Consider the following 21,411-nt stretch of genomic DNA (forward strand, 5'->3'; position numbering starts at 1 on the left):
ACCCGCCGTTGCTGCTGCCGCCTGCGCGCGCGTCCCGAACAGGCCCGCGGCGCTGGCCGACACCAATCCAAGGAAGCCGCGGCGTGACGATGTGCTCAACTCTGTTCTCCCGGTCGCCTGGACCAGACATCGTCATTGGCGAGCAGGATGGCAAGATCGCGTGTGAAGCGTGACGCCAATCAGGCGATCTGTTTCTCGCCGTGTCGCTCCGACAGCGTGAAGATCTCGACGCCCGTCGCGGTCACGCCGACCGAGTGCTCGAACTGCGCCGACAGCGAGCGGTCGCGCGTCACCGCGGTCCAGCCGTCGGACAAAATCTTCACATGCGGCTTGCCGAGATTGATCATCGGCTCGATGGTGAAGAACATCCCGGGCTTGAGCGGCACGCCTTCGCCGGGGCGGCCGATATGGATGATGTTCGGCTCGTCGTGGAACATGCGCCCGAGGCCATGGCCGCAGAAATCGCGCACCACGCTCATGCCCTGCGGTTCGACAAAGCTCTGGATGGCGTGGCCGATGTCGCCGGTGGTGGCGCCGGGTTTTACCGCGGCGATGCCGCGCATCATGGCTTCATACGTGACTTCGATCAGCCGCTCCGCCTTGCGGGCGATCGGGCCGACCGCATACATGCGGCTGGAATCGCCGTACCAGCCGTCGACGATGAAGGTGACGTCGATGTTGACGATGTCGCCTTCCTTCAGCGGACGGTCGCCGGGCATGCCGTGGCAGACCACATGGTTGAGCGAGGTGCAGGTCGAATAGCGGTAGCCCCGATACATCAGCGTCGCCGGATAGGCATTGTGGCTGAAGGCGAACTCGCGCACGAACTGGTCGATGTCGGAGGTCGGCACGCCCGGCTTGACGATGTCGGTGAGCGCATCGAGGCATTTTGCGACCAGCGCGCCCGCCTTGCGCATGCCGGCGAAGGCGCTCGGTCCGTGCAGCTTGATCTGTCCGGTCTTGCGCAGGGAGGTATCGGTGGCTTCGACGTAGCTCATGAGGTCTCGGTCTTCTGGCAGGGCGCGCGATATCGGCGGAAACGCTTGATTTATGGCCCTAATTTAATGATCGCGGGCTTTCATGCAAGCTGGGCCAAAGCGTTTTCGAGCGAAGTGGGTACCGGTTCGCGTGAAGAAAACGCGTCAAAACAAGAATCCGACCCGCGTTGCGACCAAAAACCGCCTCAACTCGGGACTTCTACGGTGGTTTCGACCGGCAGTGCGCCGCCGCGGATGCGGATTTCACGGACGGGGTAGGGAACCCGGATGCCCTCCTGCTTGAAGGCCTCCCACAGCGCCAGCATCACGTCGCTCTTGACGTTGTCCATGCCGTCGGGGTCCGCGAGCCAGAGGGTCAGCGAGAACTTCATGCCGGCCTCGGCGAACTCGGTGAGGATGCAGTTCGGCGGCTTGCCCTTCTGCGCGCGGGGATGGGCCGCGGCGGTTGCGGCGGCGAGCTTGCAGACCAGCCGGGGATCGGCGTCGTAATTGGTGCCGAAGGCGATCTTCACCAGCGTGTTCTTGTCGGTATAGGTCCAGTTGACGACCTTCTGCGTCACCAGATCCTCGTTCGGGACCAGAAATTCGCGGCCGTCGCCGGCGGCGACCGAGATGTAGCGCGTCTTCATCGCGCTGATGCGCCCGGTGTTGTCGCCGATGGTGACGAGATCGCCCGGCTTCACCGATTTGTCGGCGAGCAGGATGATGCCCGAGATGAAATTGGCGACGATCTTTTGCAGGCCGATACCGATACCGACGCCGACCGCGCCCGAGAATACCGCGAGCGCCGAGAGGTCGATGCCGACGGCGCCAAGCGCGATCACGATCGCGACGGTGAGGAGGCCGATGCGGATGATCTTCACCAGCAGCACCTGCACCGAGGGTGTCAGGTCGGTCGTCGCGTTGATCCGGCTCTCGGCAAAATTGCTGGCGATGTTGGTCAGCCACAGCGCGATCAGCAGCAAGAGGCCGGCCTTGATCGCCAGCAGCGGCGTCAGCCGCAGGCCGCCCAGCACGATCGCGACGGAGTCGAGCGCGTCGAGCGTGCCGTCGAGCTGGCCGACGATCGAGAGTGCGGCGACGAACCACGCCCCGATCGACACCAGCTTGACGATGAAGGCATTGCGCAGCACCGACGTCACGAGGCGGATGACGAGCCAGGCGATGCCGAGCTTGGCCGCGACCATCAGGAGGTAGCTCCGGCTCGGCCAGGTCGAATGGTACATCACCACGCGCGAGACGATCACCAGCAGCGTGAAGACAGCCGTCTGCGCGCTGCCGACCAGCACGCGGACGAAGTGCCGCAGCGGCGCCGGCCAGCCCATGGCGAGCGAGGTCAGGTCGACCTTGGCGCGCACCGCGGCCTGGGTGGCCGAGGCGATCCCGGCCGCGGCCAGGATGAGCCCGAACTGCAGATAGAACCAGGGCGAGGAGATCTCCGCGCCGACGCTCCGCGCGGTCGTCTGCAGAAACTCCATGACGTCGTGCGTGGTCGTCGTATCCATGGGCAGGTCTCTGGGAAGGTTCTCGTGGGCGGGCTGGTTGGAAGCGGGCGTGATTCGAGGGACCGCGGCAGAATCCCACAAACGGCGCGGGCGGGCCACCGCTACACCGGCTCGTGAGTGCGGTCAGCCCGCAAAATAAGGCACATTGCCGCGAACGGCAGAAATGGGTTGGCGCGGAAGTGTGGCGACGATATGGATGCCCTTCCAAAGATTTATACGTGAAGGTGGATGGCTTCCCTCGACTCGGTCAGCATCGCTATCCTGCTCGGCGCCGTTCTTGTCATGGCCGGCATCCTGTCGAGCCTGCTCGCGCTCCGCTTCGGCGCCCCCCTGCTGCTCGTGTTCCTGGCCATCGGCATGCTGGCGGGCGATTCCGGCCCCGGCCAGCTCCAGTTCGACGACGTGCGAACGACCTATCTGGTCGGCTCCGTGGCGCTGGCGCTGATCTTGTTCGACGGCGGCTTGCGCACCCGCTTCCAGAGCATCCGCACCGTGCTCGCACCGTCAGTGGTGCTCGCGACCGTCGGCGTGCTGGTGACCGCGCTCGTCACCGCGCCGTTTGCGAAATACGCGCTCGACCTCAACTGGACGGAGGCGCTTTTGGTCGGGGCCGTGATCGCCTCGACCGATGCCGCCGCCGTGTTCCTGCTGGTGCACACCCAGGGCCTGCGCCTGCGCCCGCGCGTCGGTGCGACGCTGGAAGCCGAGTCCGGAACCAACGATCCCTTCGCGATCTTCCTCACCCTGATGCTGGTCGAGTACATCTCGCTCGGCCAGACCTCGCCCAGCCACGTCATCGCAGAATTCATCCAGGAGGCCGTGCTCGGCGCCATCGTCGGCGTCATCGGCGGCCGCATGGTGGTGCTGGCGCTGAATTATGTGGCGCTGCCGCAGGGCCTGCACGCGCCGTTCGTGACCACGGCCGCGCTGGTGATTTTCGGCGGCTCGCAGATCATGCACGCCTCCGGCTTTCTTGCGGTCTATCTCGCCGGCATCATCATCGGCAACCGGCCGACCCGCGCGCATAATTCGGTGGTCACCTTCCTCGACGCCGCGACCTGGCTCGCGCAGATCGTGATGTTCGTGCTGCTCGGCCTCCTGGTCTCGCCGCACCGGCTCGGCGACAGCATTTTGCCGGCGGTCGGCGTCGCGTTCGTGCTGATGCTGGTGGCGCGGCCGCTTGCGGTGTTCCTGTGCCTTGCGCCATTCCGCTTCAACTGGCGCGAAAAGGCTTTCATCGCCTGGACCGGCCTGCGCGGCGCGGTGGCGATCTTCCTGGCGTCGATCCCGATGCTGGTGGGGCTGTCGAAGGCGTATCTCTATTTCGACGTCGCCTTCGTCGTCGTCATCATCTCGCTGCTGCTGCAGGGCTGGACGCTGGCGCCGGCCGCGCGCAAGCTTCACGTCGCGCTGCCGCGCACGGAGCGCGGTCCGCGCCGTGTCGAGCTTGATCTGCCCGGCCAGCTCGAGCAACAGCTCGTCGGCTATTCGGTGCGGCCCAAGAGTCTCTATTTCCGCCGCGGCCTGATCCCGTCCTGGTCGAAGCCGACGCTCGTGATCCGCAACGAGAACATTTTGACGCCTGCGGAAGCCGATCCGATCGCGCCCGGCGACTACATTTATCTCCTGGCGCCGCCGGAAAAGGCCGAGTCGCTCGACCGCTTCTTCGTCGACATGCAGCCGAGCACGGCGCCCGATCCGCATCTGCTCGGCGACTTCATGGTGTCGGGCGAGCATACGCTGGCCGAGCTCGCCGGGATCTATGGCGTCAATGTCGGCGAGGACGCGGCCAAGCTAACCCTCGCCGATTACTTCGACATCCATCTCGACCGCGCGCCGAAGGAAGGCGCCGAGCTCGCGCTCGACACCATCGTGCTGGTCGCACGCAGCATCTCCGGCGGCCGCGTCAACGTCGTCGGCCTGCGTCTGCCGGAGGACGAGGAAGCGCCGCCCCCGCAAACCCGCACGCAAGTGCTGCGGCGCAAGCTCGCGGATTTGTGGACCTCGGTGGCGGGGGTTTAGGCCGCGCTGCGTAGCCCGGATGGAGCGCAGCGAAATCCGGGGTTCGTGCAGCGGGCGAGACTGTCCCGGATTGCGCTGCGCTCCATCCGGGCTACTTTTCCATCACGCCAACACCTTCACCCCGCCAAACGACGTCACCTGTCCCTGCCTGAGCATCACGATCTGCGTCGCGAGCTGGCGCAGCTCGGCGACGTCGTGGCTGACATAGACCATCGGGACATTGGCCTCGTCGCGCAGCCGCACGAGGTAGGGCAAAATCTCCAGCTTGCGCGCCTCGTCGAGCGCGCCGAGCGGTTCGTCGAGCAGCAACAGGCGCGGCTTGGCCAGCAGCGCGCGGCCGAGCGCGACGCGCTGGCGCTCGCCGCCGGAGAGTTTTCCGGGGCGGCGGTCGAGCAGCGCGCCGATGTCGAGGAGGTCGACGATGCGGCTCTGTTGTGCGGGGTCGGCGGCGAGCCCGTTCATCCGACGGCCATAGTCCAGATTCTGCGCGACATTGAGATGCGGAAACAGCCGCGCGTCCTGGAAGACGTAGCCGATACGGCGCCGATAGGTCGGCACGTGAATGCCCTTCGCCGTGTCGTCGACAACATCGCCGTCGATCACGATGGTGCCGCGGTCCGGCCGCAGCAGACCCGCGATCATGTTGACCAGCGAGGTCTTGCCGGCGCCGGAGGCGCCGAACAGGCCGGTGACGCGGCCCTCGCTTGCAAACGACGCCTGAAGCGCGAATTCGCCGAGCTGCTTCTGCACGTCCACTTTCAGCATGGCTCAGTTCCCATGCAGCCGCGCGGTGGCGCGGCGGGCAAACCATTCGGCCGCGATCAGCGCGCCCAGCGCCAGCACGATCGAGATGATGACGAGGCGTCCGGCGGCCGCATCGCCGTCGGGCGTCTGGATCAGCGAATAGATCGCCGACGAAATCGTCTGGGTCTCGCCGGGAATGTTGGAGACGAAGGTGATGGTGGCGCCGAACTCGCCGATCGCCTTGGCAAAGCCGAGCACCATGCCGGCGAGCACGCCCGGCAGCGCCAAGGGCAGCGTCACCGTGGCGAACACTTTCCAGGGCGCGGCGCCGAGCGTCTCGGCGGCCTGCTCCAGCCGGCGGTCGATCGCCTCGATCGACAGCCGGATCGGGCGCACCAGCAGCGGAAACGACATCACGCCGCAGGCAAGCGCCGCACCGGTCCAGCGGAACGCGAAGACGATGCCGAGATAGTCGGCCAAAAATCCGCCGACCAGTCCGCGCTTGCCGAAGGTGAGCAGCAGCAGATAGCCGGTGACGACGGGCGGCAGTACCAGCGGCAGATGCACGACGGCATCGAGCACCGACTTGCCCCAAAAATCACGCCGCGCCAAAAGCCAGGCGAGGGCGATGCCGAACGGCGTCGCCACCAGCGTTGCGATGATGGCGACCCTGAGCGAGAGCAGGATCGCCGTCCATTCGGCAGGCGTGATCTCGGACATCAGGCTGGATCAGGTGGTCGGGCTGACCAAAAACTTGAAGCCGTATTTTTCCAAAATCGTCTTGGCCGCGGTCGAGCGCAGGAAGGCGAGATAGTCGCTGGTCCCCGCCTTCGCCGTGACGGTCGCGGCAACCGGATAGACGATCGCAGGATGCGAATCCGCCGGGAAGGTGCCGACGATCTTGACGCCAGGCTCGACCTTGGCGTCGGTCGCATAGACGATGCCGAGCGGGGCTTCGCCGCGGGCCACCAGCGTCAGCGCCGCGCGCACGCTCTCGGCCATCGCGAATTTCGGCTCGGCGGCCTGCCAGGATCCCAATTTCTCCAGCGCGGCCTTGGCGTATTTGCCTGCTGGAACGGACTTCACGTCGCCGGTTGCGATCCTGCCGTCGCCGGCGAGCTTTGCGAGATCGAAGCCCGGACCGATCGCGACATGATCGATCTTCGAATCCTTCGGTGCGATCAGCACGATGGAGTTGCCGAGCAGATTGACCCGGCTCGGCTCGTTGATGGTTTTCTTGGAGGTCGCATAGTCCATCCAGTCAGTGTCGGCTGAGATGAACACATCGGCCGGCGCACCCTGCTCGATCTGTTTTGCCAGAGCGGAGCTCGCGGCATAGCTCACCGTGAATTTGACGCCGGTCCTGGCGGTGTAGGCGGCGTTGATGTCGTCGAGCGCGTTCTTCATCGAGGCGGCGGCAAAGACGGTGATCGTCTTGTCCTGGGCCGCGGTCGGCGCGACGGCGGCCAGCAGAACGACGAAGGCAACGAAAAATGCGGACAGGCGGGACATCGAAGCGCTCCATGCGCGCGTGCAGGCGCGATCTATAGACGCGCGCGTGACGGCGTTGGTTGAGACAGGATGCGACCGCGGAAGCGCTGTTCCGGTTGAGCCCGGGCCGACTTACGGTCGCCCGGGATATCGCGGAGCGAACCTTAACAGGCCGCCCCATCAGGTCAAAGCCCTGATCCGTGCTCTACGGCTTGGCATCCGCCGCATGCAGCACGGCTTTGCAGGCCGCCGGCATCTGCGCCAGCGTCATCGGCGGCTTTGGCTTGGGCGGCGTCGGCGGGGGTTTCGGGTGCAGCACCGAATCCTTGAACCAGAAGGCGAGGTCGGCCGGCTTGCAGCCCTCGTCCTCGGCCTGTGACGGCTGGCCCTCGCATTCGGCGGCTCCCGCCGGGCAGCGCATGCGGATGTGGAAGTGATAATCGTGCCCCCACCACGGCCTGATCTTCGACAGCCAGCTGCGGTCGCCCTTGGCCTCGCGGCACAGCGCCTTCTTGATCGCGGCATTGACGAAAATGCGCTGCACCGCCGGCTCCTGCGCGGCGTCGCGCAGCACCAGCACATGACCCGCGGTGAACACTTTTGGATCGATGTCGAGCCGGTCCTCGCGCACCATCATCACCGCCGAGGTCTCCTCGCGCTCCTCGCGCGACAGCCGCCGGTCCGGCATCGGCGTCAGCCAGATGTCGGCATCGAGCCCGATCTGATGGCTGGCATGGCCCGACAGCGCCGGCCCGCCGCGCGGCTGTGCGATGTCGCCGACGAGGATGCCTGGCCAGCCGGCATCCTTCTTCGCCTTGGCCGCAAGCCGCTTGACCAGCGCGATCATGTCCGGGTGGCCCCAGTTGCGATTGCGCGACAGGCGCATGACCTGCCAATTGTCGCCATTGAGCGGCATCTGCTCGGCGCCGCCGAGGCAGCCCTTGGTGTAGGAGCCGATGACATGCGCAGCCCCGGTCGAGGGCAGCAGTTTGCGCGCGAACAGCTCCCGGGCGCCGAGCTTGGGATCGTTGGGATGGGCGAGCGGCGGCAGCGGCTTTGGATTCACGCTGCCCTTGTCCTGCGCCAGCGCGGTGCCGGCGTGCAGCAGGGCAAACAGAAGCAGGAGAGGGGCGATGCGGCGGGGACTCATGCTGGTGACCTTATAGCCCAAGGCAGCTTCAGGGTTAAGAATTAGGCTTTCGATCGCCCACAGGCTCACAGCGTCTTTACAGGAACCGCGCCGCGACGAATCATGGCCTCAAGGAAGAAGGCTGCGGGGCGTTTGGAATGGCAGGGTCTCTTGTCCGGCGCATAGGCCGGGTCATGTTCGGCGCGTGTGTCCTGGCCGGGCTGGCGGCAACGTCCGCGCGCGCCGACGTCCGGGTCCAGATCGACAAATCGTCGCAACGCATGGCGGTCAGCGTCGACGGCTCGCCGCGCTACGACTGGCCGGTGTCGACGGGACGCAGCGGCTACGGCACGCCGAACGGCACCTTCCATCCGCAGGCGATGATGCGGCGCTATTTCTCGCGCAAATATTACAATTCGCCGATGCCGCACGCGATCTTCTTCTATTACGGCTTTGCCATCCACGGCACGACCGATATCTCGCGCCTGGGCGGACCGGCCTCGCATGGCTGCGTCCGATTGCATCCTGCGCACGCCGCGACCCTGTTCGCGCTGGTCAGCCGCGAAGGGCCGCGCAACACCACGATCCAGATCACGAACTAGCTCTCACGACATAGGCGGTCTGCGGCGCCGGATAGCCCTTCAGGTCGTATTCGTGCGCCTCGGCAGAAATGTCGTTCGATACCGCCTTCCACACCGCTTCGCTCATGACGAGTTCGCCTTCCCGCGCTGCGGCCACAAGTCTCGCACCGTAGTTCATGGCGTCGCCAAGTGCCGCGAGCTGATAGTTGCCGCTCTCCGTTCCGATTGATCCGACGAAGACCTTGCCGGAATGGACGCCAACCCCGATGGGAAGCCGTCTCTCGTCGTTCTCCGCGCCGCCGGTCAAACGCAGCAGCTTGAGGCCTGCGGTGACCGCGCGCCGCTGATAGTCGGATCCCGTGAGGGTCGGAACATAGAGGGCAATGACCTCGTCTCCGACCATCTTGTCGACGATACCGTCCGTCCATGTGAACACATCGACGGCAGTCCGGAAAAATAGCGCCATGCGGGCGGCGAAATCGGCCGGCGACATCCGCGCTGCCATTTGGGTCGATCCGCGTATGTCCGCATAGAGGACTGCAATCTCCAGTTCTGCGCCGCCGCGTTGTTCGGACAGAACGCTCTCGCACTTCTCGCAAAGATTTGGGTTGCGCCGCCACTGTGCGCGGCCCAGCGCGCGCATCAGCGGCGCGGTGAAGCCGTCAAAGCCCGCATAGCAAAGGCGGCAGCGGTGGGTGGCTGTCGGAGATGCCAGGCGAAGCAGCTTCCGGCCGCGCCGCAACTCGGGATGCTCGCCGGAAAAGACCGCCTGCCAGAACGGACTGGATTGATTCGACTCGGTCGACATCGGGCAGTCCCCTCCGCGATGACGAGAGCATATCGAACCACGTTCGGCCTGTCAGGGGGTTCGCCGCCGCACGACCTGCCGGTTTTCCGGATCCATGCCTGCACCTAAAGTCGTAGGGTCCTTGCGACGGAACGCCGTTCTTAACGTTGCGATAACCCTGCCGAGCATTGACCAAAATTCGTGCGTTCGGGTGGGGAATAGCCGCACCCTGCATGCAAGGATTGGCGGCGGCGGAAATCATTCATGGCCGCGCGCAATTTTACGGCACATCTATCTCCTAAAGCGAACGATCGCGTGGACTGGCGCGCGGCCTCGATTGCCTGCGCCCGGCAAACAGGCACAAAACTTCCGATTTACGTTTCCTATCCCGTATTCCACGCAGGCTCCGCCGCGACCGAGATTACTGTTTTTTCAGAGACTTGTCGGACAACTTGCGCCCAAAGACGCGAGTGGGACGGCTGAAGTTGAGTATCGGTGCAAGACACAACAAGAAACGAAAGCGGAGGTCGCTCGCCTGGGCGGCCGGCCGCACGCGCAAGGTCGCGCAGAAGGCCGACGCCGGGAATGGTTCGCCCGTCGAGACCGACGCGCTGATCCAGAGCCGTGCGGAAGCGGAAGCCGCGATCGCGGAAGCACGCAAGTCGCATGAGCGGCTGCGCCAGGCGATCGATCTTTTGCCCCAGGGCATTGTGATTCTCGATCCCGAAGGCCGCTACGTTCTCTGGAACAAGCAATACGCCGAGATCTATAGCAAGACGGCCGATCTGTTCGAGGAAGGCGCACGCCTGGAAGATACGCTGCGCGTCGGCGTTGCGCGTGGCGACTATCCGGAAGCGGCAGGCCACGAGGAAGAATGGATCGCCGAGCGCCTGAAGAAACTCTATGAGCCAGGCAAGCGGCACGAACAGACGCTGTCCGACGGTCGCGTCATCCTGATCGAGGAGCGCCGGACCGACGACGGCGGCGTTGTCGGCCTGCGCGTCGACATCACCGAGTTGAAGCAGCGCGAGGCCTCGTTCCGCCTGCTGTTCGACGGCAACCCCGTGCCCATGATCGTCTGCGCGCTGGACGACGAGCGCATTCTCGGCGTCAACGACGCCGCGGTCGCGCATTACGGCTATAGCCGCGTCGATTTCGAGAAGCTCACCATCCGCTCCTTGCAGGCTTTCGAGAGCGAGCCGCCCTGGACCACCGACCGCACCACCGAGGAGCAGGCCGCGCGCACCTGGAAGCACGTCAAGGCCGACGGTTCGCTGATCGACCTCGCGATCTATTCCCGCGAGCTCGTCTACGCCGAGCGGCCCGCGGTGCTGGTCGCATTGATGGACATCACCGAACGCAAGCGCGCCGAGGCGCGGCTCGCCTTCATGGCCCAGCATGACGGCCTGACCGGCCTGCCGAACCGCAACCTGCTGCGCCAGACCATGGACGAGATGCTGCTGCACACCCGCCGCAGCGCCGAGAAGGTCGCGGTGCTGATGCTGGGGTTGGACAATTTCAAGGCGGTCAACGACACGCTCGGCCACACCATCGGCGACAAGCTGTTGCGTGGCGTCGCCAAGCGGCTGCGTTCGACCTTGCGCGAGGAAGACGCGCTGGCGCGACTCAACTCCGACGAGTTCGTGATCGTGCAGAGCGGGTTGGCACGGCCCGAGGATGCCGTGGGGCTCGCCAAACGCATCCTGGAGGCGCTCGCCAATCCTTTCCTGCTCGACGGTCATTCCGTGGTGATTGGTGCCTCCGTCGGCATCGCGATGGCGCCCTCCGACGGTGATGATTCCGAGAAACTCTTGAAGAGCGCCGACATGGCGCTGTCGCGTGCCAAGATCGACTCGCGCGGCACCTTCTCGTTCTTCGAGGCCGCGCTCGATGCCAAGGCGCAGAGCCGGCGCAAGATCGAGGTCGAGCTGCGCGACGCGATCCAGAACGACGTGCTGCGCCCCTATTACCAGCCGCTGATCGACCTTTCGAGCGGCCGCATCACCGGGTTCGAGGCGCTGGTGCGGTGGCCGCATCCGGAGCGCGGCATGGTCTCGCCCGGCGAGTTCATTCCCGTCGCCGAAGAAACCGGGCTGATCAACGCCATCGGCGGCCTGATGCTGCGCACCGCGTGCCGCGATGCCGCGCAATGGCCCGACGACGTCCGCGTCGCCGTCAACCTGTCGCCGCTGCAGGTCCATAGCGGCAATTTGCTGTCGGTCGTGACGGATACGCTGAGGCAGTCCGGCCTGCCGGCGCGCCGGCTCGAGCTCGAGATCACCGAGACCTTGCTGCTCGAGAAGAGCGAGCAGGTGCTGGCGACGCTGCATGCGCTGCGCGCGCTCGGCGTACGCATTTCCATGGACGACTTCGGCACCGGCTATTCGTCGCTGAGTTATCTCAGAAGCTTCCCGTTCGACAAGATCAAGGTCGACCAGTCCTTCGTGCGTGATCTCGGCGCCAACCGCGAGGCGCAGGCGATCATACGCGCCATCATCAGTCTCGGCAAAGGCCTCGGGGTCACCATCACCGCCGAAGGCGTCGAAACCGAAGCCGAGCTGAGCTGCCTGCGCACCGAGGGCTGCGACGAAGGCCAGGGCTTTTTGTTCAGCAAGGCCCGCCCCAATATCGAGATCGTCAGCCTGCTCAGGGCGCAACGCGGTGTGGACGGCGACGAAACCGACGCCATGGTGGCGTGAGCACGGTTGCGATCATGACAGCGCGGCAAGCTCGTCTACGCCGACAGGAGGCTTGGTTCGCCACCCGATCATGTATGTCCGTTTTGCCAGTCCGTCTTGAACGCGTGCAATCTGCGTTCGCTCCCTCGCGAGCCTCAGGCGCAGCAAGGGGTCGTGGGTCCCCGAAGCAACGAGGCATTTGTTGATGACCCATCCGAATGGCTCGATGCCGGCGCGCCGCAAATCCTCCTGAAGAGCCGCGGCTTCGGAAACCGGAGTTGTCTCGGGCAGGGTCACCAGGATAATCCTTGTGTGGGTGGGGTCCTGCAGCCTCATCAGCGGAGTTACGATACGTCCCGATCCGCCCGGCTCCAGTTGGCTTGTCATCTGGCGATGATACGCGCCGGTCGCATCGAGCAGGAGCAGGGTATGGCCGGTCGGAGCCGTATCGAGCACCACGAACGCGCTGCGAGCCTCCGCGACGACGCGCGAGAAGGCATGGAAAACGGCGACTTCCTCAGTGCATGGTGAAGCCAGATCCTCGAGCAGAAGCGCCTTGCCCTGCTCGTCCAGGTCGCGGCCACGGTTCGCCAGTATCTTCGCCACATAACGTTCCGTCTCGAGCCGGGGATCAATCCGATCCACCGTTAAGCCCGGCATCACGCCGTCGACGACGAAAGTGACGTGGGCTGCAGGATCTGTCGTGCTGAGGTGAACGGCGTGCCCGCGCTTGGCAAGTCCCACGGCAATGGTAGCGGCAACCGTCGTCTTCCCAACGCCGCCCTTGCCCATGACCATGATGAGGCCATGCTTGTCCCGGGCGATGTCATCGACCAAACGGTCGAGCCCTGGCAGGTCAACCGACTCGGCATCTGGTTCGCCGGCTGCATTCAGATGCGATGGATTGGCTGGCGACAACACCGCCCTGAGGGCCGCAAGACCCACAATGTCAAAGGCAAACAATGGGATTTCGTCTCGCGGCAGTTTCGCCAGCGACGCCGGCATCGCAGCGAGAGCTTCGTCCTGATCCCGCTCAAGGGCAACTGCCACAACGTCGGTCGGGTCCGTGGCGTGAAAGCGGCCGTTCACGGCGAGTGTCTGGTTCGAGAGATTGAGCGCGTCGAGTTCGCCTGAGGTTCTGGCTGCCTCGCGGATCGCGCTGCGATCGGCGCGGGTGACCAGGACGACGGTCGTTCGCCCGGGATCGCCCAACGCCTGAAGCGCCTGACGAAATCGGTTCTCCTGCATCTTCAAACCTGAATGCGGGCCGAGGCAGGATGCGCCCCGCTCGTTATTCTTCAGAAAGCCGGTCCATGCCTTCGGCAGGCTGAGAAGTCGCAACGTGTGGCCGGTCGGGGCCGTATCGAAAATGATATGATCGAAGCCCGCCATATCGCCGTCCAGCAGTCCCACGAATTCGTCGAAGGCGGCTATCTCTGTGGTGCACGCGCCGGACAGTTGCTCGCGTACTGTCGATTTCTCCTCAGGGGTTGCCGCCGGCCCGAGCTGTTCGAGCACGCGGGTTCGATAGCTCTCGGCTGCTGCCTCCGGGTCTATGTTCATCGCGAAGAGCCCGGCTGCGTTCGGTACCGGTACCGGGGTGTCTGTCAGGCAGACGTCCAGCATCTCGTCGAGGTTGGAAGCAGGATCGGTGCTGACGAGGAGGATGCGCAATCCGCGGTCGGCGAGGCCGACGGCGGTTGCACAAGCCAGCGAGGTCTTGCCGACGCCGCCCTTTCCGGTGAAGAAGAGAAATGGTGTCGGAGCGTCCAGCGCGCGAAAGTGAAGCATCAAAATGCATCCCAACAAGGTCGATGCGGCGATGCGGTACCGACGCCTGGGAGGTCTCGGTCATGTCGCGCAGTCCGCGTTCAAAATTCGCTCAGGTTTCGGCTTCGAGCGCTAGCGCGATTCCCTGGCCGCCGCCGATGCAGAGCGTCACGATGCCCTTCTTCACACCATCGCGCCGCATCGCATGCAGCAAGCGGGTCGTGAGCACCGCGCCTGACGCGCCGATGGGATGGCCGTGCGCGATTGCACCACCTTCCACGTTGACCACGTCGGGGGACAATCCAAGATCCCTGGTGACCGCGAGGACGATGGCCGCAAAAGCCTCGTTGATCTCGATGCGACCCACATCGCCGATCTTCCAGCCGGCGCGGTCGAGCGCCTGCTTCACGGCGGGCACGGGACCAAGGCCGAACATCCCGGGTTCGACGGCGCCGATGCCGTAGGCGGCAAGCCGCGCCATCGGTTGCAGGCCCTTCTTCTGCGCCCAGGTTCTGTCAGCGACGATCATGGCGGCCGCTCCGCTATTGAGACCCGGCGCGTTGCCGGCAGTGATGGTTCCATCCTTGCGGAAGGCCGGCTTGAGTTTGGAGAGACTCTCCAGTGTCGTATCCGGCCTATTGTGTTCGTCCTTGTCGAATTTCACCGGGCCTTTCCGTGAGAACACTTCGACCGGTGTTATCTCCGCGGCGAACTTGCCGGCCGATTGAGCCGCCGAGAACCGCTTCTGCGAGCGCTCCGCCCATCGGTCCTGATCTTCCCGGGTAATCTGATGGGATCTTGCGAGGTCCTCCGTATGCCAGCCCGAGTGCTGGCCCGAGAAGGCATCGTTGAGCCCGTCCATCAGCATCGAATCGAATATCTGCGCATCGCCCATGCGATAACCCCAGCGCCCCGAATTCATGAGGTAGGGCGCTCGATCCATGTTCTCCATGCCCCCGGCGACTGCGCTATCGACGAGTCCGAGCATGACTTCCTGCGCAGCGCTGGCGATGGCCTGCGCACCTGAACCGCAAACACGATTGACTGTCATCGCGGGGACCTGGACGGGAACGCCGCCATTAATGGCAGCCTGCCGGGCCGGATTCATCTTGTTCCCTGCCTGGATGACGTTGCCCATCACGACGGTGCCTATCTCACCGGGCTCCAGTTTGGCCTGAGCCAGCGTCGCCTGGACGACGGCAGCGCCGAGATCGGTCGCAGGCATCTCCTTGAAGGTACCGCCGTATGTACCGATTGCTGTGCGCAGGGGTGAACAGATTACGACTTCCTTGTGAGCCATCGGCCTTCTCCCTTTCCGGCATGGCATCGCCTTGCGACCGGGATCAACCAGTAGGACTCTGACGGGGCTGCATTGTTGCGATGGATCAATAGCCCGAGGGTAACAGGCTGGCTGCAACGCGATGAAATATGGGGCGGCCAAGTCCGTTTACGACAATGAGCTAACTCGCTTTTGCATGTCGCTCCGCAGGCGGAGCGGACACGGCACGTATTGCGAATCGCATCTGTGAGCATGCTGCTCTAAGACGCCGCAGTGGCTCCGTCGAAATTCAATCTGCCAAAATCGCCCGCCCCACATCCTCATAATGCGTATCGCGTGCCTGCAGTTGCTGGGCGATCGCATGCATGTCGCGAAACCGCCGCTCGAACGGATTCTTCTTGAACACCGCCGTCGCGCCGGCCATGTGATAGGCGGCGTCGACCACGGCCGCCGATTGATGGATGGTCCAGGTCGAGGCGAGCCGCACGGCGTTGCGATTGACATCGCTGAATTCGCCTGACGCGTTGAGATCGCGCCACATCGTGCCGGCCGTTGTATAGAGATAGGCGCGCGCCGCCCGAAAATTGCCCTCGGTGCGGGCGATCAGGCTCTGCACCGCATTGTTGTCGCGCATCGCCTTGGCCTGCAGCGATTGATGCTTTTCGCGCGCCAGCGCAATCGCGGCATCGAGCGTTGCCCGCGCCACGCCGAGCGCCACGGCGGCGAAGCCGAGGCTGTAGCTCGGACCAGTGCCGATCTTGTAGAGCGGGCCCTTCTCGCGCAACGCCGGCGTCACGTCGCGCAGCGCCGTGAAGCGTTCGGGGATGAAGAGATCATCGACCGAATAGGCATCGGTGCCGGTGCCGGCGAGCCCGATCGCGTCCCAGACGTCGTGCATCGTGGCGCGCGTCACCGGGAACAGGATGGTGCGAACCTCCTGCGCGCCGTCGGCACTTTTGCGCGGTGTGCCGTCAGCCTCCGCAATGCGGACATGCGCGCCCAGCCAGCTCGCCTGCCGCGAGCCCGAGGCAAACTCCCAGCGCGCCGTGATCCGGTAGCCGCCGGCTTCCGCGCGCGCCTCATGCGCGATCGCACCCCAGGCGAGGATGCCCGGCGGCGTGTTGAAGATCTCCTGCGCGGTCTCCATGTCGAGCCAGGCCGCGGTCATCGCGCAGACGCTGTTCTGCCCGAGGCACCACGCCGTCGAGGCATCCGCCTTCGCGATCTCCTCCAGCATCTGCATGAACATCTCGGGCGCCGCCTCCGCGCCGCCGAGGCTTTGCGGCAGCAGCGCGCGGTAGAGGCCGTTGTCGACGAGGGCGTTGACGACGGCCGGCGTCAGCCGCCGCGTCCGCTCGATCGCGTCGGCCTCATCAGCGATCAGCGGCGCGATGGCGCGGGCACGTTCGACCAGATCAAACCCGGGGAGTTGAGTCATCCGCATTTCACCTCCACGAGTCCCAATCGTAGACGGCTTCGATCCAGCCATCGACGGCGGAATTCTCGGGGTGTCTTGCCATCGCCGCCGCCTCTCGACGAAGTCGCGCCTTGATCTTTGGATTTCTTAAGTCGGGCACCCAATGTTCTACCGGGCGCAGTCCTTGGGCGCGCAACTGGTCATGCGTCATCATGCGCTTCGTCTGCTGCGGGTGAGGCGGGGTCTTGCCGGCCTTGCTCGATGTGGTTGCCATAGGTGTACCGTAACAGTTGCGGATGCTGGTTCAACCTCGGCGTCACCTCCTCAAGCCGAGCGAGTTCGTAGGATGGGTAGAGCGGAAGCGAAACCCATCAAATTTCACCCTCACTCGGATCGAGTCGATGGGTTTTCACAGGGGCGCAACCCATCCTGTGCGCTGCCTCACTGAAAGAGCGAGCGCCTGAATGCGTAGTCTTCATCGCTCTCGTCGGCATCGCGATGTAGCTCATAGTTCGCGAGGGAGAACGGCGGCGTTCTCGAAATCTCCTCCACTGCCTCGACATAGCCGAGATGCCGGCGCATGACGTCTTCGACGAGTTCCTTGACGCTCACATTGTCCAATCGGGCAACCCGCGAAGCCTTGTCGTAAAGCTCATCGTCGAGATGTACCGTGATGTCAGCCATGACGGGTTTCCCGTGGCGAGACGGCCAAATTCTCTCAGACATGTAAACGGCCTTGCCGCAACATGAAAGGCGCTTCCCGACAGGACGATATCGCTGCGTTTCAGGTCCAGCCACGCGCTATTCCTCGTTGCGCAGCAGTTTTCTCGCGGGATCCCAGATCTGCAGGCCGTGCCGGTCGATGATGTAATGATCCGCGCCCAGGGCCTCGGCGGCTTCGATGGCCAATTCGAGCGATTGAAAGGTCTGCATGATGTGGCCGTGTCTGGTGGTCACGTAGAACGGCGCGTGAAGGTCATGACGCGTTCCGGCTCGTCCGAGAAGCTTGCGCAAGCGAGCCGCGACGCGATTCAGCATGCTGCCGTCCTCATCGCGTCAGGCCGCGGCGCCGCCGAGGTCGAGCGGCTGCCTGCGGCGGGACGGAAAGCTCAGCGCCACCGCGACGGCGGCAAGCCCAATCGCGAAGGAGCCGACATGCAGCCACGTGTAGCGCTGGAAGCTGTCGAACACGAGGCCGCCGGCCCAGGGCCCGAGCGCCATGCCGAGGCTCGCGAAGGCCGACACCGCGCCGAACACCGTGCCCATGATGCGCGCGCCGAAGAATTCGCGCACCAGCACCGCATAGAGCGGCATCACCCCGCCATAGGCGAGGCCGAACACGACCGACAGCGCGTAAAACTCCCCGAGCTGCGCCACCGCGAGATAGGTCGCGATGCACATGGCCTGCACGAAGAGGCCGCCGACCAGCACCGGTTTTGCACCGATGCGATCGGCCAGCGCGCCGAGGAGCAGGCGCCCGCCGAGCCCTGACACGCCGGCGAGGCTGTACACGGTCACCGCGGTGAGCGGCGCGATGCCGCAGATCATCGCATAGGACACCATGTGGAAGATCGGGCCGGAATGCGCCGCGCAGCAGGCGAAATGCGCGGCCGCGAGCGCGATGAATTGCGGCGTGCGCAGCGCCTGTGCCGCGGTCAGTTCGGTCTCCGGTGTCGCGTCGGTGCTGGCCGCGCCTGCGGCTTGCGGCGCAGGTCGTATCAGGAAGCAGGCGGGGATCAGCAGCACCCATGCTGCGATGCCGATGACCAGCATCGCGGTGCGCCAATCATAGGCCGTGATCAGCCAGCTTGCGGTCGGCGCGATCGTGACCGGCGACACGCCCATGCCGGCGGAGACGAGTGCCACAGCCAGGCTGCGGTTCCTTTCAATCCATGCCGATGCCAGCGCCATCATCGGCGCGTAAAAACTGCCGGCGGCAATGCCGATCAGCACGCCGAAGAACAACTGAAACTGCCACAGGCTTTGCGCCTGGCTCGCGGTCACCAGCCCAAGCCCCAGCAGCAGGCTTCCGGCCAGCACCACGATGCGCGTGCCATACCGGTCCGACAGCGTACCCCACAGGAACGCGGCAAAACCCATGCAGAGGAAATCCAGCGTCGCCGCCGCCGACACGCCCGCGCGCGACCAGCCCATCGCTTCCGAGATCGGCTGCAGGAAGACCGCGAGCGACAGCATCGTGCCAAAGCCGACGCAGGTCATCAGCGCACCGGCGCCGACGATCACCCAGCCATAGTCGAAGCGGGCAGGCTTGCTCATGCGTTTCCTCGGCGCTTTTTGTCTCGTTGATTGGTGCGCAGTATGGATGGTGGCCTATCGGCCGCTCCGGGGCAATATGACGGGCGGCATCCCTCTCATGCCCGGATCAGAAGAATGTGAGTTGCAGGGCGCAGATGGCAGTTGTCGTAGCGACCAGCGTGACCGCTCCGACGCAAATGGACCCAAAGCGAACAAATTCTTGCGGTAGCGAGACGCTGCGACGGCAGATGCGACGACGAGCGGTTCAACCAGCAGGGCTTCCGCCATGGTCAAGCTCCCTCCACCGATCTGGATGTTGATCTATGTCCTCCTCAGTGCCGCTCTGAGCTGGTCGCTTGGCTGGCCAAAGCTCCCGGGCCTGCCGCTTCCGCCGCTCGGCATCGCGCTGGTGGCCCTGGCGTTCGTGTCGCCAGTATGGGCCGTCATCCTGTTTCGGCGTGAGGACACCGAAATCAACCCGACGTCGCCGGCCAACCGCAAACTGGTGACCGACGGTCCGTTCCGATTCACCCGCAATCCGATGTATCTGGGCCTCGTGCTGCTCGCCCTGGGCATCGCGGTGTGGGTCGGCGCGTGGCCGATGCTGATCGCGCCCGTCGCCGTCTTCGCGACGGCCAACTGGGTGCACATTCCCTTCGAGGAAGCCAAGATGCGCCGGCAATTCGGCGCGATTTATGACGATTATGTCGCCCGGGTGCGGCGCTGGGTGTGAATGTGCAGCGAACTGCGCCTTGGTGCAAATGTCGCAGTCACATCGCAACGATGGCAATATACCCCTGATTTGCCCGACGGGTCAAGAGGAATTTCGAAAAATCCGATGACGGCCGCTGGCCGCCATTTCCTACTGTGCATGGGGTTGTTTTCGACGCCTTTTCGCCCGGCCCCGAAAGTCAGACCGGAACCGCGTCAGCTATCCACCTTCAGCGCCGCGATGAAGGCTTCCTGCGGGATGTCGACCTTGCCGAACTGCCGCATCTTCTTCTTGCCTTCCTTCTGCTTCTCCAGAAGTTTGCGCTTACGCGTGATGTCGCCGCCGTAGCACTTTGCGGTGACGTCCTTGCGCAGCGCGCGCACGGTCTCGCGGGCGATCACCTTGCCGCCGATCGCCGCCTGGATCGGGATCTGGAACATGTGCGGCGGGATCAGCTCCTTCATCTTCTCGACCATGGCGCGGCCGCGGCCTTCGGCGCGGGTGCGATGCACCAGCATCGAGAGCGCGTCCACCGGCTCGCCGTTGACCAGGATCTGCATCTTGACGAGGTCGGCGACCTTGTAGTCGGTCAGGTGATAGTCGAACGAGGCGTAGCCCTTGGAAACGGACTTGAGGCGGTCGTAGAAATCGAACACGACCTCGTTGAGCGGCAAATCGTATTTCACCATCGCGCGGGAGCCGACGTAAGTGAGCTCCTTCTGCGCGCCGCGGCGGTCCTGGCACAGCTTCAGCACGCTGCCGAGATATTCGTCCGGCGTGAGGATGGTGGCTTCGATCCACGGCTCCTCGATGTCGGCGATCTTGACCACGTCGGGCATGTCGACGGGATTGTGGATCGAAAGTTCGGTGCCGTCGGTCAGGTGCATCTTGTAGATCACGCTCGGCGCGGTCGCGATCAGGTTGAGATCGAACTCGCGCGACAGCCGCTCCTGGATGATCTCCAGATGCAGCAATCCGAGGAAGCCGCAGCGGAAGCCGAAGCCGAGTGCGGCCGAGGTTTCCATTTCGTAGGAGAAGCTGGCGTCGTTGAGGCGGAGCTTGCCCATCGCGGCGCGCAGCGTCTCGAAGTCGTTGGCATCGGCCGGGAACAGGCCGCAGAACACCACCGGGATTGCCGGCTTGAAGCCCGGCAGCATTTCGGACACGGGCTTCTTGTCGTCGGTGATGGTGTCGCCGACGCGGGTGTCGGCGACCTCCTTGATCGCCGCGGTGATGAAGCCGATCTCGCCGGGGCCGAGCTCGTCGACCTGCTCCATCTTCGGCGTGAAGAAGCCGACGCGCTCGACATCGTAGGCAGCACCGGTGCCCATCATGCGGATGCGGCTGCCCTTCTTCATGATGCCGTCGACGACACGGATCAGCACGACGACGCCGAGATAGACGTCGTACCAGCTATCGACCAGCAGCGCCTTCAACGTCGCGTCGCGATCGCCCTTCGGCGGCGGCAGGCGGGTGACGATCGCTTCCAGCACGTCGGGCACGCCGACGCCGGTCTTTGCCGAGATCATCACGGCATCCGAGGCGTCGATGCCGATCACGTCCTCGATCTGCTGCTTGACCTTGTCGGGCTCGGCCGCGGGCAGGTCGACTTTGTTGAGGACCGGCACGATCTCGTGATTGTTGTCGAGCGCCTGGTAGACGTTGGCGAGCGTCTGCGCCTCGACGCCCTGGCTGGCGTCGACCACCAGCAGGGAACCTTCGCAGGCCGCCAGCGACCGCGAGACCTCGTAAGCGAAGTCGACATGGCCGGGCGTGTCCATCAAATTGAAGATGTAATCCTTGCCGTCCTTGGCGCGGTATTTTAGCCGCACCGTCTGCGCCTTGATGGTGATGCCGCGCTCGCGCTCGATATCCATGGAATCGAGCACCTGCTCCTTGCCGGCCATCTCGCGGTCGGTGAGGCCGCCCGTCATCTGGATCAGGCGGTCGGCCAGTGTCGATTTGCCATGGTCGATATGGGCGACAATGGAGAAATTGCGGATGTTGGAAATGGGGGCGGTCGTCATGGGCGCGGGATACCA

The 21,411-nt window shown here is 64.6% G+C and carries 19 protein-coding genes; 4 read left to right on the top strand and 15 right to left on the bottom strand.

What is annotated here, in order from left to right; genetic code table 11:
- Positions 1-179 precede the first annotated feature (179 nt).
- Both map and C2U70_RS12190 read right to left on the bottom strand, forming a co-directional pair.
- Positions 180-998 carry a type I methionyl aminopeptidase gene (gene map, locus C2U70_RS12185; RefSeq protein WP_140978258.1) on the bottom strand — a complete coding sequence of 273 codons (819 nt, stop codon included), beginning with the start codon at positions 996-998 and terminating at the stop codon, positions 180-182.
- Between the two features lie 185 nt (positions 999-1,183).
- Positions 1,184-2,503, bottom strand: a complete 1,320-nt coding sequence (locus C2U70_RS12190) for a mechanosensitive ion channel family protein (RefSeq protein ID WP_246666733.1) — start codon at positions 2,501-2,503, stop codon at positions 1,184-1,186.
- A gap of 228 nt (positions 2,504-2,731) precedes the next feature.
- On the opposite strand from C2U70_RS12190, the gene C2U70_RS12195 reads away from it, so the two are divergent.
- The gene (locus C2U70_RS12195) at positions 2,732-4,525 is read left to right on the top strand and encodes a potassium/proton antiporter (protein ID WP_140978259.1); all 1,794 of its coding nucleotides are present in this window, start codon (positions 2,732-2,734) and stop codon (positions 4,523-4,525) included.
- A gap of 102 nt (positions 4,526-4,627) precedes the next feature.
- Here C2U70_RS12195 and modC read toward each other — a convergent pair whose 3' ends face one another.
- From modC to mepA, 4 genes are all read right to left on the bottom strand, one after another.
- Positions 4,628-5,290: a molybdenum ABC transporter ATP-binding protein gene (gene modC, locus C2U70_RS12200; protein WP_140978260.1), complete on the bottom strand. Its 663-nt coding sequence runs from the start codon at positions 5,288-5,290 to the stop codon at positions 4,628-4,630.
- Positions 5,291-5,293: 3 nt separating this feature from the next.
- Positions 5,294-5,989 (bottom strand): molybdate ABC transporter permease subunit, encoded by a 696-nt coding sequence (modB, locus tag C2U70_RS12205; protein WP_140978261.1) that lies wholly within the window; start codon positions 5,987-5,989, stop codon positions 5,294-5,296.
- Positions 5,990-5,998: 9 nt separating this feature from the next.
- Entirely contained in the window at positions 5,999-6,781 is a 783-nt protein-coding gene (modA, locus tag C2U70_RS12210; RefSeq protein WP_140978262.1) for a molybdate ABC transporter substrate-binding protein, read from the bottom strand.
- A gap of 184 nt (positions 6,782-6,965) precedes the next feature.
- Positions 6,966-7,910, bottom strand: a complete 945-nt coding sequence (gene mepA / locus C2U70_RS12215; protein ID WP_140978263.1) for a penicillin-insensitive murein endopeptidase — start codon at positions 7,908-7,910, stop codon at positions 6,966-6,968.
- 137 nt (positions 7,911-8,047) lie between these two features.
- Between mepA and C2U70_RS12220 the strand changes: the two genes are divergently transcribed.
- Positions 8,048-8,491: a L,D-transpeptidase gene (locus tag C2U70_RS12220; protein WP_140978264.1), complete on the top strand. Its 444-nt coding sequence runs from the start codon at positions 8,048-8,050 to the stop codon at positions 8,489-8,491.
- Here the strand turns inward: C2U70_RS12220 and C2U70_RS12225 are convergent.
- Positions 8,481-9,278: an adenylate/guanylate cyclase domain-containing protein gene (locus tag C2U70_RS12225; RefSeq protein WP_140978265.1), complete on the bottom strand. Its 798-nt coding sequence runs from the start codon at positions 9,276-9,278 to the stop codon at positions 8,481-8,483. The two genes, C2U70_RS12220 and C2U70_RS12225, sit on opposite strands and share 11 nt — an antisense overlap.
- A 464-nt stretch (positions 9,279-9,742) precedes the next feature.
- Between C2U70_RS12225 and C2U70_RS12230 the strand changes: the two genes are divergently transcribed.
- Positions 9,743-11,956, top strand: a complete 2,214-nt coding sequence (locus tag C2U70_RS12230) for a putative bifunctional diguanylate cyclase/phosphodiesterase (RefSeq protein WP_349629571.1) — start codon at positions 9,743-9,745, stop codon at positions 11,954-11,956.
- 12 nt (positions 11,957-11,968) lie between these two features.
- Here the strand turns inward: C2U70_RS12230 and arsA are convergent, their stop codons facing one another.
- The 7 genes from arsA to C2U70_RS12265 form a co-directional block, all read right to left on the bottom strand.
- A complete protein-coding gene (gene arsA / locus C2U70_RS12235; protein WP_140978266.1) occupies positions 11,969-13,726 on the bottom strand; it encodes an arsenical pump-driving ATPase in 1,758 nt (585 codons plus the stop codon).
- Between the two features lie 91 nt (positions 13,727-13,817).
- Positions 13,818-15,005: a thiolase family protein gene (locus C2U70_RS12240; protein WP_140978267.1), complete on the bottom strand. Its 1,188-nt coding sequence runs from the start codon at positions 15,003-15,005 to the stop codon at positions 13,818-13,820.
- 268 nt (positions 15,006-15,273) lie between these two features.
- Positions 15,274-16,422 carry an acyl-CoA dehydrogenase family protein gene (locus tag C2U70_RS12245; RefSeq protein ID WP_140978268.1) on the bottom strand — a complete coding sequence of 383 codons (1,149 nt, stop codon included), beginning with the start codon at positions 16,420-16,422 and terminating at the stop codon, positions 15,274-15,276.
- 7 nt (positions 16,423-16,429) lie between these two features.
- Positions 16,430-16,615, bottom strand: a complete 186-nt coding sequence (locus C2U70_RS12250) for an antitoxin MazE family protein (RefSeq protein ID WP_246666734.1) — start codon at positions 16,613-16,615, stop codon at positions 16,430-16,432.
- 227 nt (positions 16,616-16,842) lie between these two features.
- Complete coding sequence (locus C2U70_RS12255) at positions 16,843-17,085, bottom strand: hypothetical protein (protein ID WP_140978270.1); 243 nt, start codon at positions 17,083-17,085, stop codon at positions 16,843-16,845.
- A gap of 117 nt (positions 17,086-17,202) precedes the next feature.
- On the bottom strand, positions 17,203-17,439 hold the full coding sequence (locus C2U70_RS12260; protein ID WP_140978271.1) for a hypothetical protein: 237 nt from the start codon (positions 17,437-17,439) through the stop codon (positions 17,203-17,205).
- Positions 17,440-17,457: 18 nt separating this feature from the next.
- Positions 17,458-18,678, bottom strand: a complete 1,221-nt coding sequence (locus C2U70_RS12265; protein WP_140978272.1) for an MFS transporter — start codon at positions 18,676-18,678, stop codon at positions 17,458-17,460.
- Positions 18,679-18,943: 265 nt separating this feature from the next.
- Here C2U70_RS12265 and C2U70_RS12270 point away from each other — a divergent pair, with 265 nt between their 5' ends.
- Positions 18,944-19,390 carry a methyltransferase family protein gene (locus tag C2U70_RS12270; RefSeq protein ID WP_140978273.1) on the top strand — a complete coding sequence of 149 codons (447 nt, stop codon included), beginning with the start codon at positions 18,944-18,946 and terminating at the stop codon, positions 19,388-19,390.
- A 194-nt stretch (positions 19,391-19,584) separates the two neighbouring features.
- Here the strand turns inward: C2U70_RS12270 and lepA are convergent, their stop codons facing one another.
- Positions 19,585-21,396 carry a translation elongation factor 4 gene (lepA, locus tag C2U70_RS12275; protein ID WP_140978274.1) on the bottom strand — a complete coding sequence of 604 codons (1,812 nt, stop codon included), beginning with the start codon at positions 21,394-21,396 and terminating at the stop codon, positions 19,585-19,587.
- Positions 21,397-21,411: the final 15 nt, after the last annotated feature.

This window comes from Bradyrhizobium guangdongense, assembly GCF_006483445.1.
In the GTDB taxonomy this organism is placed as follows: domain Bacteria; phylum Pseudomonadota; class Alphaproteobacteria; order Rhizobiales; family Xanthobacteraceae; genus Bradyrhizobium; species Bradyrhizobium guangdongense_A.

Bases quoted from the DNA above. Each gene is read 5' to 3' on its own strand.
- lepA (WP_140978274.1), bottom strand. From the start codon at position 21,396: ATGACGACCGCCCCCATTTCCAACATCCGCAATTTCTCCATTGTCGCC.
- modB (WP_140978261.1), bottom strand. From the start codon at position 5,989: ATGTCCGAGATCACGCCTGCCGAATGGACGGCGATCCTGCTCTCGCTC.
- C2U70_RS12250 (WP_246666734.1), bottom strand. From the start codon at position 16,615: ATGATGACGCATGACCAGTTGCGCGCCCAAGGACTGCGCCCGGTAGAA.
- C2U70_RS12225 (WP_140978265.1), bottom strand. From the start codon at position 9,278: ATGTCGACCGAGTCGAATCAATCCAGTCCGTTCTGGCAGGCGGTCTTT.
- C2U70_RS12190 (WP_246666733.1), bottom strand. From the start codon at position 2,503: ATGGATACGACGACCACGCACGACGTCATGGAGTTTCTGCAGACGACC.
- C2U70_RS12260 (WP_140978271.1), bottom strand. From the start codon at position 17,439: ATGCTGAATCGCGTCGCGGCTCGCTTGCGCAAGCTTCTCGGACGAGCC.
- arsA (WP_140978266.1), bottom strand. From the start codon at position 13,726: ATGCTTCACTTTCGCGCGCTGGACGCTCCGACACCATTTCTCTTCTTC.
- modC (WP_140978260.1), bottom strand. From the start codon at position 5,290: ATGCTGAAAGTGGACGTGCAGAAGCAGCTCGGCGAATTCGCGCTTCAG.
- map (WP_140978258.1), bottom strand. From the start codon at position 998: ATGAGCTACGTCGAAGCCACCGATACCTCCCTGCGCAAGACCGGACAG.
- C2U70_RS12195 (WP_140978259.1), top strand. From the start codon at position 2,732: ATGGCTTCCCTCGACTCGGTCAGCATCGCTATCCTGCTCGGCGCCGTT.
- C2U70_RS12240 (WP_140978267.1), bottom strand. From the start codon at position 15,005: ATGGCTCACAAGGAAGTCGTAATCTGTTCACCCCTGCGCACAGCAATC.
- C2U70_RS12245 (WP_140978268.1), bottom strand. From the start codon at position 16,422: ATGACTCAACTCCCCGGGTTTGATCTGGTCGAACGTGCCCGCGCCATC.
- C2U70_RS12255 (WP_140978270.1), bottom strand. From the start codon at position 17,085: ATGGCTGACATCACGGTACATCTCGACGATGAGCTTTACGACAAGGCT.
- mepA (WP_140978263.1), bottom strand. From the start codon at position 7,910: ATGAGTCCCCGCCGCATCGCCCCTCTCCTGCTTCTGTTTGCCCTGCTG.
- modA (WP_140978262.1), bottom strand. From the start codon at position 6,781: ATGTCCCGCCTGTCCGCATTTTTCGTTGCCTTCGTCGTTCTGCTGGCC.
- C2U70_RS12270 (WP_140978273.1), top strand. From the start codon at position 18,944: ATGGTCAAGCTCCCTCCACCGATCTGGATGTTGATCTATGTCCTCCTC.
- C2U70_RS12265 (WP_140978272.1), bottom strand. From the start codon at position 18,678: ATGAGCAAGCCTGCCCGCTTCGACTATGGCTGGGTGATCGTCGGCGCC.
- C2U70_RS12220 (WP_140978264.1), top strand. From the start codon at position 8,048: ATGGCAGGGTCTCTTGTCCGGCGCATAGGCCGGGTCATGTTCGGCGCG.